The sequence below is a fragment of the Paraburkholderia sp. NMBU_R16 genome, assembly GCF_013282575.1.
GTDB lineage: Bacteria > Pseudomonadota > Gammaproteobacteria > Burkholderiales > Burkholderiaceae > Trinickia.
The window spans coordinates 69,265-84,531 of the sequence record NZ_JAAAYE010000014.1; the positions used below are offsets into that span (position 1 = coordinate 69,265).

Consider the following 15,267-nt stretch of genomic DNA (forward strand, 5'->3'; position numbering starts at 1 on the left):
GGGCACCGAAGCAAATCAAGGCGACGCGGGCGAGCCGTCGGCGTGGCCGTCGTCACCCGCTGCGCCGGTTTTGCCGCCGCCGCTGCCGCCTCCGGACGCCGGTACGCCGAGCAGCCGGTCCGCGAGCGCGGCAAGGCCACGCACGGGCAGCGCCAGCCAGGTCGGCCGATTGGCGGCTTCGTAGCGGATCTCGTAGGCGGCTTTCTCGATCAGGAAAAGATCGAGCAGGGCGTCCTGCGTCTCCGCGGTGACGAGCGGTTTCACCGCTTTGTCGATCGCCTCGCGATAGCCGGCCAGAAACGCTTCCTCGCCGCTCGTTCGGAAGCGCTCGAACAGCATGCGCTTGCGATCGGCGGTCGGCGCCGGCGCATTTTCCAGCGTCGGCTGCGCGGCGGCGCTTGCATAGGAAAGCGAGCGCAGCAGGCCGGCCACGTCGACGAGCGGGCTTCTCTTCATACGCCGCTCCTCGAGCGACCGCGCGGGCTCGCCTTCGAAGTCGATCAGATAGACATCGTTTTGCGCGATCAGCACCTGCCCCAGGTGGAAGTCGCCGTGCACGCGAATGCGCAACGCATCGACCGTCTCGGGAACATGCTGCTCGATGGCCTCGGTGAGCCGAGCGCGAATCGAGACGAGGTGCTCGGCTGCCGCGCGTGTATCGGGCGAAAGATGGTCGCCGGGTTTGGCGAGTTCCGCGGCGAGGACATCGAGCGCGGCCGCCAGCATCGTTTGCGCGCCGTCGATCCACCCGCGCACGTCTTTGTGCGTGGCGGCCTCCGGCGCGAAGGCCGGGTTGTCGCTGGGCGCCGCGAGTGCCGCGTGAAGCTCGCCGAGCCGGCGCCCGATCGTTCCCGTGAGGCCGCAATAAGCCGCGAACTTGTCGGCTTCCTGTTCCGGCTCCTCCGTTTCGGCCGCGAGCGCGAGTTCGTCGACGACCCGGCGCAGATAGTCGAGGGCCCAGTTCCAGGCGTCGCCCTGGTTTTCGATGAAGCCTTGCAGGAGGACGAGCGTGTGCGGCACCCCCTCGGGATCGACGCGCACGACTTCACCGTAAAGCGGTGCCGTGTTGGCGTAGCCGATTTCGGTCAGATAGCGGCTCATCTCCGCTTCGGGATGAACGCCGCCGACGACGCGCCGCACGAGCTTCAGCACGACGCGCTCGGCCACGATCAGCGAGCTGTTGCTCTGCTCGGCGGCCAGCCAGCGGATCTCCGCGGTTTCGCCGATATCCTCGAGCTCGTCGAAGCGTGCAGTCGGCACGAAGCGGATTTCGCTCTTTTGGACCGTCTGCACGATGGCGCGCTCGCGCAGTTTTTTCAGCACGCCATGCGCGAACTGCGGCAGCGCGAACGCATCGGTCAGATGTCCGATGTTGCGCCCACGTCGCACACGCGCGAGCGCGAGCTGCATGAACAGCGGCACGGTGGTATCGGAACCCCAGGTGATGCCGAGCGGCAGCACATAGCGCTCGGTATGGCTGCCCACATCGGCTTCGACTTCGGTGAAGGCGAAACCGGCGTCGGGAATAGTGGTGAGGGCGGCGAGCCGGACTGCCTTCAGTTTCTGGTCCTTGGAGGCGAACCAGCGCCGACGGCTCAGATACGACGGCAGCACTTCCGATTCGAGCAGCCGCACGTTTTCGGGCGTCGGTCCCGTCTGCTCGGACCGAATGACGAGCGTGACGAATTCGGGCAGTTGCTCGGAACCGGGCTGGCTCCACGACGGACGGTCCTCGCGCGAGCACAGCAAGAACCAGAGGAAGCCGTAGGGCGGGAACGTCAGCAGATAGCTGAGCTGTCCGATGGCCGGAAAGACGGAATCGGCCGTCATTTCGACGGGGACGCGTCCGGCAAACTCCGACAGATCCAGCTCGACGGCCTGCGGCGCGCGCGAAAGATTCGCGACGCAAAGGATCGGCGCCTGCCCTTCGAGCTCGCGCAGGTAAGCCAGAATCTTGCGATTCGCGGGCCGCAGGAAGCGGATACCGCCGCGCCCGAACGTATGGGCCGAACGGCGCGTCGCGAGCATCCGGCGTGTCCAGTTGAGCAGCGAGTGCGGATCGCGCGTTTGCGCTTCGACATTGACTGCGTCGAAGCCATAGAGCGAACCCATCAACGGCGGCAGTACCAATTGCTCGGGGTCGGCCCGCGAAAATCCGCCGTTGCGGTCGGACGACCACTGCATCGGCGTGCGCACGCCATCGCGATCGCCGAGATGGATGTTGTCGCCCATGCCCAGTTCGTCGCCGTAATAGATGACGGGCGTGCCCGGCATCGACAGCAGCAGCGAATTGATGAGTTCGATGCGGCGGCGATCGCGTTCCATGAGTGGAGCGAGCCGCCTGCGAATCCCGAGATTGAGGCGCGCGCGACGATCGCTCGCATAGGTGTTCCACAGATAGTCGCGCTCGGAATCGGTCACCATTTCGAGCGTGAGCTCGTCGTGGTTGCGCAGGAAGATGGCCCACTGGCAACTGGGCGGCAGCTCCGGGGTTTGCCGCATGATGTCGGTGATCGGGAATCGGTCCTCGCTCGCGATCGCCATGTAAAGACGCGGCATCAGCGGGAAGTTGAATGCCATGTGGCATTCGTCTTCATTGCCGAAGTACTCCTGCACGTCCTCGGGCCACTGATTCGCTTCGGCAAGCAGCATCCGGTTCGGGTACTCGGCATCGATCGTCGCGCGAATGCGCTTCAGGATCGCATGCGTCTCCGGGAGATTTTCGTTGTTGGTACCTTCGCGTTCCACGAGGTACGGTACGGCGTCGAGCCTCAACCCGTCGATGCCCATGTCGAGCCAGAAGCGCATGACCTGCAGCACTTCGCGCATCACGGCGGGATTGTCGAAGTTCAGGTCGGGCTGGTGCGAATAGAAACGGTGCCAGTAATACGCGTTCGCGACCGGGTCGTGCGTCCAGTTCGACGGCTCGGTGTCGATGAAAATGACGCGCGTGCCGGCGTACTTCTTGTCCGTATCGGACCAGACGTAGTAATTGCGATAGTTCGAGCCCGGTTTGGCCCGCCGCGCCCGCTGAAACCACGGATGCTGATCCGACGTATGGTTGATGACGAGTTCGGTCACGACACGGATACCGCGTGCGTGGGCGCCCTGGATAAAGCGTCGCACATCGGCGAGCGTGCCGTAATCGGGGTGAACGTTGCGGTAGTCGGCGATGTCGTAGCCATCGTCGCGGCGCGGAGAAGGATAGAACGGCAGCAGCCAGATCGTATCGACGCCGAGCCCGGCAATGTAATCGAGCTTGGCGATGAGGCCCGGAAAGTCGCCGACTCCGTCGTTGTTCGCATCGAAAAACGACTTCACGTGCACTTGATAGATGATCGCGTCCCGGTACCAGAGCGGATCGTCCGCCAGTGGCGATTGCTTTGCGCGACGGCGGGCCCGCTCGCGCTTGCGGCTCGCGTCCGGGGCACGGTCGGCCTCGGCGGTGGCCGGGTCGACGTGATGATCTTCACGCTTCATGATGGGTCTCCGCGGCGGCGGGCCGGCCATGTTCGAGCTGTGCGCGCGTATCGCGCGGCAGCCCCGCCGCAGGCGCGATGCGCATTATCGCGAACGGCAGGGTGTCAGGCTCGATCCGGATGTGCTGGTGGCGGCCACGCCATTCGAAGCGTGCACCGCTGACGAGATCGGTCACGGCCAGTGCATCCCCGTCGAGCATGTGCCAGTGAGAGAAGGTGTGCCACGGCAACTCGACATCCGCCTCTTGCGGCGAAAACGGATCGAGACAGATGGCGACGAGGATCACGTTGTCGCGCGCCGGGGTCGCCTTTTCAAAAAAGAGAATGCGCTCGTTGTGCGCACTGAGGAACGTGAGTCCGAGGTGCGTCTGCAAGGCACGGTTGGCCCGGCGAATCCGATTGAGTGTCGTGACGACATCGACGATATTGCCGGGCCTGTCCCAATCCCAGGCACGCAACTGATACTTCTCGGAATCGAGATACTCCTCGCTGTTGGGCAGCGCCTTCGATTCGCAGAGCTCGAACCCGCTGTACACCCCCCATAGTCCCGAGAGCGTCGCCGCGAGCGCGGCCCGGATCATGAATCCCGCTCGCCCTGACGCTTGCAGGTGACGCGGGTTGATATCGGGCGTATTGACGAAAAAGTGCGGGCGGAAGAATTCGCGCACGTTCGTCTGCGTGAGTTCGGTCAGATAGTCGGTGAAGTCGCGCTTCGATTCGCGCCACGTAAAGTACGTGTACGACTGCGAAAAGCCGATCTTGGCCAACCGGTACATAAGACGAGGGCGCGTGAATGCCTCGGACAGGAAGATGACATCGGGATGCGCCGCGCGGATATCGGCGATCATCCACTCCCAGAACGGCAACGGCTTCGTATGGGGGTTGTCGACGCGAAAAATCCGTACGCCCGCATCGATCCAGAAGCTGATGATGTCGCGCAGCGCGAGCCACAATGCGGGCTTCGCGTCGTGCGCGTAGAACTCCGGGTTCACGATGTCCTGGTACTTCTTGGGCGGATTCTCGGCGTAGCGCAGCGAGCCGTCGGGGCGCCAGGCGAACCACGAGGCATGTTCGGCGAGCCACGGGTGATCGGGCGAGCACTGGATCGCAAAGTCGAGCGCGATTTCGAGGCCGTGTTCGTGCGCGGCAGCCAGCATGCGCTTGAAGTCGTCGAGCGTGCCGAGCTCGGGATGAACCGCCGCGTGCCCGCCTTCCGGGCCTCCTATCGCGTAGGGGCTGCCCACGTCGCCCGGCTGCGCGTTCAGCGTATTGTTGCGGCCCTTGCGATTCGTTTTACCGATCGGGTGAATCGGCGGGAAGTAGAGAACGTCGAAGCCCATGTCACGCACGCGCGGCAGCTTTGCGATGACATCGTCGAAGGTACCGTGACGCGTGGGATCGTCGCTCATCGAGCGCGGGAAGATTTCGTACCAACTGCCGAAGCGGGCCGCGGACCGTTCCGCGTCGATGCGGTAAATCACCGGGTCGCGCGAAAGAAACGGGCGGTGGCGGGCCAGCGAAATGGCGCTTTCCGTCTCCGGCGAAAGCACGATATCGAGCCGAGCCGCCGGATTGGCCTGCGCGAATCGCCGGGCCAACTCTTTGAGGCGCGCGACAGCATCGCGCTGTGCTTCATGGGCGTCATGCTGGTCCCGATGCGGATCGGCGTCGGCCGTATCGGCTGTCTGAGCCTCGGCCAGCACGCGGGCGAGCAGATGACGGGCTTCTTCGAGCTCGAGATCGACGGCCTGATCGGCTTTCAGTTTTTTGCGAATGTGATCGACGAGCGAGGCGAAATCGTCGCGCCATGCGATCACCGTGAATTCATAGCGTCCGACGCGCCCCAGCGCGATCTGCGCACGCCAAAGGTCGAGTCCCGCGGGTTCGGCCGGGACCATGCGTGTCTCGCGCCACTTGAGCTCATCGGCGGCACGCCAGATGACAGCCGCCGCTATCTTGTCGTGTCCTTCGCCGAAGATCGCCGCGCTGATCTCGATCGGCTCGCCCACGACGCGCTTTGCGACGAAGCGGCCGCCGTCGATTGAAGGCGACACGCTTTCGATCGCAAGACGCGGTGCCGCGATCGCTTCCGTAACGGCTGCCGTCGCCGCGCGTTTCGTGGCATGACGCGCGCTCACGCGCGGGCTCGCGATGGCGCGTAAAAGCCGCGTTTCGCCGGGCGCCAGCGTAAACGGTTCGAGCGGCTCGGCCGGTGCCGTGCAGGGCTGGACGAGCGGCTTGAACAACGTCAGGTTGCCGGGCACGCCGTCGAGAAGTTGCCCGGGATCGACGAAGGCCGGCGCGCTGAGGTCCGGGTTGGCCAGTAGCAGTACGCCCTCACGCGCATCGCGCAAGTCGGCGGATTCTCCGCGCAGCAATGCGGCCACGTGCGCGCCGGCGCTCGAAAGGGCACGCAGTTCGCCCACCGTCGCCAACAGAGGCGTCTGTTGGAGCATGCGGTTGGTTTCCGCAATGTACTCGCTCAGATCGAAGCGGCCCGCGTCGAGCGCCGCCCGGTAGGCCGCGGGGCTGCCCGAACGATACGAAAACGGCTCGTCGATGCCGCGCTCGAAGCCCATCGGCACGAGCCAGCCGGTCCCCAGCGCGGCGCACGCATCGATCGCGCGCCGGTAGGCGCGTTCGATCGCCACCGCGTCGGTCGAACCCGTGTAGTCGTTCGCGAGGCGTGGACCATACGGCGCCTCCGGAAAAGCGATCGGTGCGGCGATGCGCGAGAGCGCGGCGTGTTCTTCCACGAGCCAGTCTTGACGGAAGTCCCACCATCGGACCGACGAGAAGACGCTGTCGAATCCCGCGCGCTCGAGACGCGCGAGCTCGCCGCGCGCGAGGCCTGGCGTTGCGGCAAGAAAGCGCGTTTCGGGCTGGCGGGCACGCAGCGCAGCGCCCAGTTCGCGCCAGACATCGGCGCTGACCCGGTGCGGCGAATCGAAACGAAATCCCGCCACGCCCGCGTGCGCGAGCGCGGCGAGCCGTTCGCTCCACCACGCGCCAAGTTCCGCGGCGGTGCGAGCGTCGCCGAAGTTCGCATGGGCGGCATGATCCACCCGCGGCGCGTGCCGTGGATCGAGCTTCCACTCGTCGGTCTCGGAACGATGAAACCACTCGCCGTGATCGCGCACGAGCGCGCTGTTGCCGGCGACGCGGTCGAGTACGACATCGATGAGCAACGCGAGACCGTTGGCGCGGGCATCGCGCGCAAGACGCCCGAGCGCCGTATTCGCATCGTCCGCGCTCGCGAACGCAGGATGAATGCGGTCGTGGTCGGCGACGAGATAGAGATGGCCCGCTTCGTCCGGCGCGAATGGCGAGCCGATCAGGACGTGATCGAACCCGAGCGCGGCCGCGCGCTCGAATTGGGCCGGCCACGCGTCGAGGTGCCCAACGAGAAGGGGGTGAATGAAGTAGATCCGCGGCGCATACGCTTGACGTCGTTCCATCGGTCGATTCCAGGTCGTCCGGCGGTGTGGATGCACGCGGCTCGCGCGCGATCGCATCGCCATAGAAGGTGGCGCTCGAGGCGCGCCGGGACGGGAGGCATCGGCCCGGACCTCGGCGGCGCTTGCGCGCGAACGAGAGCAACGCAAGCAGGTTGCATGCCGCGGTGGCGGGACGGCCCGGCCATGTCGGCGCGATTCGTCAATGGAGACCAGTATGCGCGCGTTGGCCGCGGATGTGAGGTGTTTTGCGCACCGCGAGCGGCGCTCGCGGCCGGGGCCGGCCGGAGCGCGTAAATCTGGCGTGCCGCGCTGGCGCGTTTTTACATCGGATGCCGATTTGGCGCGCATTCGCCCCATCCGGATGCGCGAAGCATTACCCGACGATTGTCGAATGCAGCCGAGACGGCTATATTTCGTCGCTGTGGGCGCCGCCCGCGCATCTCGCACGATCTCGCATAATGAAAGACCGCCAGTTCAAGGGCGGCGCCAAGACCGGATTCGGGGGCGACCTGCAATGCCGGCGCGTGCCGGCAGGGTCGCGATCAGACCTTGGAGCCCACATGACAGATGCCCGAGAGAGCCGGCGCCGCAACGCGCCGGCGGCTTTCGCCCGTAGAACGTTCGTGCTCGGCACGTCCGCCTTCGCGAGTGCGCTATCGATCGCCACCGTGCTGGGCCTGCCGTTCGGCACCCGCTCGGCGTTCGCATTCTCGCCCCCGGCGGGCGGCGGTTTCGATGCGTTTATCGCGCTGACGAAGGAACTGTGCGGAAGAACTCAGCTCGATCCCGCGCTCGGCAAGCGGATCTACGAAGCACTCGTCAAGACCGATAACGCGTTCGCGCAAAACGTCGCCGCAATCAACGCGTGGCTCAAATCGCACGGCGGTGTGCCGCGCGATACCGTGACGGCTGCGCTGCAGGCCGCGGAGCCGCCGCTCGCGAAGACAGTCGGCCAGATCATGCGCGCGTGGTACCTCGGCCTCGTCGGCGAGTCGCCCACCGTGAAAGTGCTCGCGTACGAAAGAGCTCTGATGTTCGATCCCGTCAAAGACGTGCTGACCGTGCCGTCGTACTGCCGGGATGTGCCGTTTTACTGGACGCGCAAGCCTTAGCCGAACCTACTACAACACATGGCAAACAACCCTTCTGCCGATGTCGTCGTAGTCGGCTCCGGTGTGGCAGGCAGTCTCGTTGCGCATCAGCTCGCGTTGGCGGGCGCGTCGGTCATTCTCCTCGAAGCGGGGCCGCGCCTCGCTCGCTGGCAGATCGTCGAGAACTTCCGCAACTCGCCTGCCAAGGCCGACTTCGCGACCCCCTACCCGTCGATGCCCTATGCACCGCATCCGGAGTACTCGCCGCCGAACAACTATTTGATTCAGAAGGGAGAGTATCCGTACGAATCGCAATACCTGCGGCTCGTCGGGGGCACGACCTGGCACTGGGCCGCCGCTGCGTGGCGTCTGTTGCCCTCCGATTTCAAGCTCAAGACGCTGTTCGGCGTCGGCCGTGACTGGCCGTTTCCCTACGAAACGCTGGAGCCTTGGTACTACGCGGCTGAAGTCGAGCTCGGCGTGTCGGGCCCCGAGCTGTCGGTCGATCTCGGTTCGCCACGCACCAAGCCTTATCCGATGCCGGCGCTGCCGCTCTCGTTCATGGATGCGCGGTTTGCCGAAGTGCTCAACGCAAACGCCTTCAAGGTGGTGTCCGAACCGGTCGCGCGCAACAGCCAACCGTACGACGCGCGCCCCACCTGTTGCGGCAACAACAACTGCATGCCGATCTGCCCGATCGCGGCGATGTACAACGGCATCGTGCATGCCGAGAAAGCCGAGCGCGCGGGCGCTCAGCTCATGCCTCAAGCGGTGGTCTATCGAGTAGAAGCCGACGACAAGGGGCTCATCTCCGCCGTGCATTACAAGGACCCTTCGGGCGGGACGACGCGCGTGACGGGCAAGTTCTTCGTGCTGGCGGCGAACGGTATCGAGACACCGAAGCTGATGCTGATGTCGGCGAGCGACAAGTTTCCGCACGGAGTCGGCAATCGCTCCGATCAGGTCGGCCGCAATTTGATGGATCACCCCGGCACCGGTGTGAGCTTCCTTGCGAACGAGGCGTTGTGGCCCGGGCGCGGGCCGATGGAAATGACATCGGTCGTCAACTTCCGGGATGGCGCTTTCCGCTCGCAGTACGCCGCCAAGAAGCTGCACCTGTCGAACGGCGTGCCGACGATGGCGGTGACGGCCGCATTGTTGCAAGCGGGGCTGACCGGCGCCGAACTCGACCGGCAGATCCGCGATCGCGCATCGCGCACGCTCACCATCAACAGCTTCCACGAAATCCTGCCTGAACCGGGCAATCGGATCGTGCCGTCGGCCGACCGTAAGGATGCGCTCGGTATTCCGCAGCCGGAGATCTACTACGCCATCGGCGAGTACGTGAAGAAAAGCGCCGCGCACACGCATGAAGTGTATGCGCAGATCGCGGCGCTGTTCGGCGGCACGGAAGTGACGTTCGACGATCGTTTCGCGCCCAACAACCACATCATGGGAACGACGATCATGGGCGCCGATCCGGCGGACTCGGTAGTCGATGCCGATTGCCGCACGCACGATCACCCGAACCTTTTCCTCGCGACGAGCGGCGTGATGCCGAGCGCCGCATCGGTCAACTGCACACTGACGATTGCCGCGTTGGCGCTACGCCTTGCGGACAAGCTCAAGCATGAACTCTAGGGTCTGTTTACATATGGAACGCACGGCACGTGGCACGCCGATCCGATGGGACTCCCGATGACTAACCCGCGACCTCGCTCCGATCCAGCCGGTATGGGCCACGAAGCGGCAAGGCGCGCGCGGCGGCGGTTGCGGCGCGTTGCCACGGTTGCCACCGCGTTTTGCGGATTTGCGTTGTATCTCGCCTGGCACGCGTCGCTCGATGCCGATCTATCGCCGGCCGATGAGTTGCCGCTTTCGGTCGCGCAGGCGCAAGGACCCGATGCGGCGCTTGCCGCCTCGTCACGCTCGGGCACGGTAGCGGCGCCGGTGCATGCAGCCTCGCCGTCTTCCGGCGCGATTGAAAGCTCCGGTGTATCCAACCCACTTGGCGCATCGGCGAGCGAACCGCGGACGGCGAGCATGCCCGCCGCGGCGGTGCCGGTGTCGAACGTGTCGAACATAGCGGGCTCGGCGTCATCCTCGGCTTCGGCGATAACGGCGGCTTCGGTTGCAGTGGCGAGCGCAGCGACGCCGACCGAATCGCCGTCCGGCGCGCCGGGTCCCGAAGGTGCGTCGGCCGATGCCGCAACGATCGCCCCCACCTTTACGCAAGCCGACGCGGAAAGTGCCGACCTGGTGAAGCGCGGCGCCTATCTCGCCCGCGCGGGTGACTGCATTGCGTGCCATACGGCCGACAAGAGCCGGCCTTACGCGGGCGGATTGCCGATCGGCACGCCGTTCGGGACGATCTATACGCCGAACATCACACCCGATCCCGATACGGGCATCGGCCGGTGGACCGACGCCGACTTCGTGCGGGCCATGCACGAAGGGGTCGGCAAGGGCGGACAGCATCTCTATCCCGCCTTCCCTTACACGGAGTACACGCGTATTGCGGAACGCGACGTATTGGCGATTCGCGCCTATCTGAACACGCTGACGCCCGTTCATTACACGCCGCCGCGTAACGACCTCAAGTTCCCGTTCAATCAGCGGTGGTTGCTGTTCTTCTGGAAACTCTTCAATTTTCGTGAGGGCCGCTTCGTCCCCGATCCGAAGCAAAGCCCGCAATGGAACCGCGGCGCCTATCTGGTCGAAGGGCTCGCGCATTGCGAGGAGTGCCACACGCCCCGCAATTTCATGCAAGGGCTGGAGACGAGCGATCGGCTTTCGGGCGAAGTGCAGGCGGGTTGGCACGCATTCAACATCACACCGGACAAGACAGCCGGTATTGGCAACTGGAGCGACGACGACCTCGTGCGCTATCTGTCCGTCGGCGTTGCGCCGGGCCGCGCCAATGCGGCAGGGCCGATGGCGGAGGTGGTCTCCGACAGCACCCAGTTTCTGACCAACGAGGACCTCCGCTCGATCGGCGTGTATTTGCATTCGGTGCCGCCCATCGCTGGCGGCGACACCCGCCCGCGCGACCAGTGGGGCAAACCTGCCGACGATGTAACGCAATTACGCGGTACGTCGCCTGTCGGCGTGAACGGCGCCCAGCTTTTCGTCGGCAACTGCGCGAGCTGTCACGACTGGAGCGGCCGCGGCATCGGTGGTGACGCCGCGTTGGCTTACCCGTCGCTGATTCACAACTCCGTAGTGGGCGCAAATAATGCTTCCAACCTCGCGTTGGTGGTGCTGCATGGTGTGGTGCGCAAGACGAAGGACGCAAACGTGTTGATGCCCGGCTTCGGCGATCAACTGAACGACGAGCAGATCGCGGCGATCGTGAACTACGTCACGCAGCACTTCGGCGATCCGCGCGCCACGTTGACGGCCGGCGACGTGGCGCAATTGCGCGCGCAGCAGCAATAGAAAATGGCATTGCGGGGCGCGGCAACGCGCACGAGCATAAGATGCGGTATGGAAACTCAAAACATTCCCCTGGTTTGCCGGCATGAATCGAATACGGCGGGCCGCGATTTCGTCGTCGGCGATCTGCATGGCTGCGTGGACGCGCTGCGCTATCTACTGCGCGAAATCGAGTTCGACGACACACGGGACCGGCTCTTTTCTGTCGGCGATCTCGTCGATCGAGGCAGCCAGTCGGAGGAAGCGCTCGCGCTGCTCGACAAGCCGTGGTTCTATGCCGTGCTCGGCAACCATGAGGAGGCATTATGTCTCGTAGCGGAAGGCGGCATGCGCCGCAGTTGGTGGCACGGCATTGGCGGCGAGTGGGCCGACGATTTGTCGGATGAAACGCTGAAGGAGTACGCACGGCGTTTGCGGACGCTGCCGCTCGCGCGGGTCGTCGGCGCCGGGATGCGGCGTTTCAATATTGTGCATGCCGAATTTTTCGGCTCCGACCTCGACCTCGATTCGGGCGTCTTCACCGAGCGCGTCAGACAGCAAATGCTGTGGGGGCGTGAACTTGCGCTTGGCAACGGCAATCCGGTGCGACAGGCGGGTTTATCGCTGACTTATTGCGGCCACACGCCGATGCGCGAAATGGGGCGCATCGGCTCTCAGGTCTTCATCGATACCGGCGCATTCGCCGTGACGGGCAAACTGACCATCACCGAGGCGCTGACGCCACGCGCATGGTCCGTATCGGTCGAAACCGCCTTGGCGGAAGGCGCGTCTCATATGGCGTTGCCCTGATTCGGCCCGGATTCGCATCTAAGGACGGCACGATGCCATCGCTTTAGATATCGACGCCTCGCTGCAGGGTGCCCATCGTTGCGGTAGATTGTGGCGTCGCAATCCGCGGCAGGGCCGCGAGCCGTCATCGAAACAATGGAGCCAACCGGATGACCGTCACGATACGGAAAGCGCAGGCGCATGACGCCTCACGCTGGCGCGAGCTGTGGGACGGCTACACGCGCTTTTACGAGCGCACCCCGTCGGAAGAAGTGACGCACCATGCCTGGGCGCGCATTCTGGATCCGAGTTCCCCGGTCCATGCGATCGTCGCCGAGCGCGACGACGGCTTCGTCATCGGCATCGCCAACTATCTCGTGCATGAAAGCACTTCGCAACTGAGGCCGGTTTGCTATCTGCAGGATTTATTCGTCGATCCGGCGATTCGTGGCGAAGGCATCGGCGGGCAGTTGATCGACTGGCTCGTCGACGAGGCGAAGCGCAAGGGTTGGTCGCGGCTCTATTGGAATACGAAGGAGAACAACTACCGCGCTCGCGCGCTGTATGACCGCTACACGCCGCACAGCGGTTTCGTGCGCTACGTGATCGATTTCCCGTCGAGCTGAACCCGAACCGAGCCGCCGGCTTTATCCGTCGGGCGGCCCGTGCGGGACTCGCCTCAACTTCGCGCCAGTCCCGCCGCGAGAATGCGCAGTGCCGAATGAGCGCGCGGCTCGCGCACTCGCGAATGAAGGACGATGTGCGACCGCGGCAACGGCGGCAGTCCCGCGGCGCTGCCAATATCCACGAGGCCGACGGGCGCCACGCGCCGCGCGAGCGCCGATACCGCAAGGCCGGCGGCTACCGCGGCGCCAACGGCCGCGATCCCACCGCCGACGAACGTTTCCTGCCAGGCGATGTGGGCCCGATCCAGCGTTTGCAATGCCACCGAGCGCACGCCGCACGGACCGGCCAGCGTGGCGAGCGGCAACGGGATTCCGGCAGTACGCTTCCAGCCCGGTGCGGCGACCCATACGAGCGGTTCGACGAAGAGTGCCTCGGCATCGCTGCGCGCACGCCATGCCGGTGTTTCGTTGGCCTCGTAGCGCACGATGCAGGCATCGAGTTGCCGCTCGTCGTATTGCGCAAGGAGTGCCGCCGACAGTCCCAGATGCATTTCCACGACGAGTTGCGGATCGTGCCGGTGCAGGCCGGCAACGAGTTGGGGCAGCTGCGGTCCCGAGGCGTGTTCGCTGAGACCGACTCGTAACCGGGCGCGTTCGGTTCCAAGCGATGTCAGCGCCTGCTCGTGTGCATCGAGCAGGCGGCGCGCCGATTCGAGAAACGCATCGCCCGCGGCCGAGAGTCGCACGGAGCGCGGCGTACGCTCGAACAGCGCCTTGCCGAGTTGGGCTTCGAGGCGCTTGATCTTAAGGCTGACCGCCGACTGCGTCGTCTCCAGCATCTCGCCCGCCCGGGTGAAACTGCGCAGGTCCGCGACGTGGACGAACGCCCGAACCGCATCGAGGTCCAATACTTTCATTTTCAAACGAAATGAATGAAATATCGATAGATGACTGTTCATTATGATGGACCGAACTTATTCTGCCTACTCCATCGTTCAACGCGGAGACAGTCATGCCACTCACTCGTATTTCGCTCGGCGCCGGCAAATCCGACGCCTATCGCGCGGCCTTGGTCGACGGTGTACAACGCGCGCTCGTCGAAACGTTCAACGTTCCGGAGGACGATCAATTCGTCCTCATCGACGAGCACGCCCCCGGGTACCGGGTCTATAACCGGCAATACCTCGGAATCGAGCGCACCGACGACTTCGTCGTCATTCAGTTGACCGTCAGCAATACGCGCGGTCTCGAGCAAAAGGAGGCGCTATACCGGCGCATCGTCGAGCTGCTGGCCGAACGGCCGGGTTTGCGGCCGGAAGACGTGTTCATCAATCTCGTGGAGGTGCTGCCGGAAAACTGGTCGTTCGGTCATGGTGTGGCGCAGTACGTCAAGCGTTGAGCCGGTGGGGCAGCGCGGGTGCCTATAATGGGCGGCGTCGATTCACGTTTCCGCCAACCGTTGCTGTTCCTGTTCCCGTCGAGCCCATGAGCGAAGTGCCACCGTCCCGTGCAACGCCCGATTCCGGCCCGCAGGCGAACGCCCGAGCCGGGGCGTTCGGGCTCGGTGGCTCGCTTTGGCTCAGCGCGGGCGGCGAAACGCTGGCCGGGGCGGCGCGCATCGCGTTGCTCGCGGCGATCCGCGAAACCGGCTCCATCACCGGCGCGGCCAAAGCCGTCGGCATCAGCTACAAAGCGGCGTGGGATGCAATCGATGCGATGAACAACCTCGCAGGGGTTGCGCTCGTCGTGCGCGCGACGGGAGGCAAGGGCGGCGGCGGCACGACACTGACTCCGCGCGGCGAACGTCTTATCGAGACGTTCCGCGCCATCGAGCGGGAGCACCGAAAGTTCATCGAGCACGTGAGCGCGGGGATCGAAGACTTCGCCCGCGATTGGGCATTGATAGGAAGAATCGGTATGCGAACGAGCGCGCGCAATCAGCTGGTCGGAACGATCGTGTCGATCGCACATGGGGCCGTCAACGACGAAGTGACGATGAAGTTGCCGGGCGGACAGCAGATCGTAGCTGTGATCACGCGCGAGAGTACCGAAACGCTCGGCTTGACCGAGGGCGCAACGGCTTACGCGCTCGTCAAGGCGTCGTGGGTCATGCTTGCCGTCGGCAACCCGGACAACCTGGACAGCGTCGCGCCCTTGCGTCTTTCGGCGCGCAATCAACTGCACGGCCGCATCAGCCAGATCGTTCCGGGCGCCGTGAACGCTGAAGTATCGCTCGTGCTCGATGCCGGCGCTGCCACGGACGATGCCGCAGCGGCGCCTGCTCCCACGGTCGTGACGGCCGTTGTCACGAACGAGAGCGTCCGCGAACTGGGGCTCTCCGTTGGGATGCCCGCTATCGCGGCATTCAAGGCGTCGAGCGTGATTCTCGGAACGGACGGCTGATTTGCGT

The 15,267-nt window shown here is 64.8% G+C and carries 10 protein-coding genes; 7 read left to right on the forward strand and 3 right to left on the reverse strand.

Annotated elements, in window-relative coordinates:
- Positions 1-15 precede the first annotated feature (15 nt).
- The gene (gene treS, locus GWC77_RS09515; protein WP_173256663.1) at positions 16-3,480 is read right to left on the reverse strand and encodes a maltose alpha-D-glucosyltransferase; all 3,465 of its coding nucleotides are present in this window, start codon (positions 3,478-3,480) and stop codon (positions 16-18) included.
- Positions 3,470-6,937, reverse strand: coding sequence for a maltotransferase domain-containing protein (locus GWC77_RS09520; protein WP_173256664.1), 3,468 nt, complete (start codon positions 6,935-6,937; stop codon positions 3,470-3,472). Before GWC77_RS09520 ends, treS begins: the two co-directional genes overlap by 11 nt.
- A 560-nt stretch (positions 6,938-7,497) precedes the next feature.
- On the opposite strand from GWC77_RS09520, the gene GWC77_RS09525 reads away from it, so the two are divergent.
- From GWC77_RS09525 to GWC77_RS09545, 5 genes are all read left to right on the forward strand, one after another.
- On the forward strand, positions 7,498-8,049 hold the full coding sequence (locus tag GWC77_RS09525) for a sugar dehydrogenase complex small subunit (RefSeq protein WP_173256665.1): 552 nt from the start codon (positions 7,498-7,500) through the stop codon (positions 8,047-8,049).
- An 18-nt stretch (positions 8,050-8,067) separates the two neighbouring features.
- Positions 8,068-9,669 (forward strand): GMC family oxidoreductase, encoded by a 1,602-nt coding sequence (locus tag GWC77_RS09530; RefSeq protein WP_173256666.1) that lies wholly within the window; start codon positions 8,068-8,070, stop codon positions 9,667-9,669.
- A 57-nt stretch (positions 9,670-9,726) separates the two neighbouring features.
- Complete coding sequence (locus GWC77_RS09535) at positions 9,727-11,466, forward strand: cytochrome c (RefSeq protein ID WP_254366889.1); 1,740 nt, start codon at positions 9,727-9,729, stop codon at positions 11,464-11,466.
- 48 nt (positions 11,467-11,514) lie between these two features.
- Positions 11,515-12,252, forward strand: a complete 738-nt coding sequence (locus GWC77_RS09540) for a metallophosphoesterase (protein WP_173256667.1) — start codon at positions 11,515-11,517, stop codon at positions 12,250-12,252.
- A 149-nt stretch (positions 12,253-12,401) separates the two neighbouring features.
- Positions 12,402-12,857 carry a GNAT family N-acetyltransferase gene (locus GWC77_RS09545; RefSeq protein WP_173256668.1) on the forward strand — a complete coding sequence of 152 codons (456 nt, stop codon included), beginning with the start codon at positions 12,402-12,404 and terminating at the stop codon, positions 12,855-12,857.
- A 53-nt stretch (positions 12,858-12,910) separates the two neighbouring features.
- Here GWC77_RS09545 and GWC77_RS09550 read toward each other — a convergent pair whose 3' ends face one another.
- A complete protein-coding gene (locus GWC77_RS09550) occupies positions 12,911-13,774 on the reverse strand; it encodes a LysR family transcriptional regulator (RefSeq protein WP_173256669.1) in 864 nt (287 codons plus the stop codon).
- 95 nt (positions 13,775-13,869) lie between these two features.
- On the opposite strand from GWC77_RS09550, the gene GWC77_RS09555 reads away from it, so the two are divergent.
- A complete protein-coding gene (locus GWC77_RS09555; RefSeq protein WP_173256670.1) occupies positions 13,870-14,256 on the forward strand; it encodes a tautomerase family protein in 387 nt (128 codons plus the stop codon).
- Between the two features lie 86 nt (positions 14,257-14,342).
- A complete protein-coding gene (locus tag GWC77_RS09560; RefSeq protein WP_173256671.1) occupies positions 14,343-15,260 on the forward strand; it encodes a TOBE domain-containing protein in 918 nt (305 codons plus the stop codon).
- The last annotated feature ends 7 nt before the right edge of the window (positions 15,261-15,267 follow it).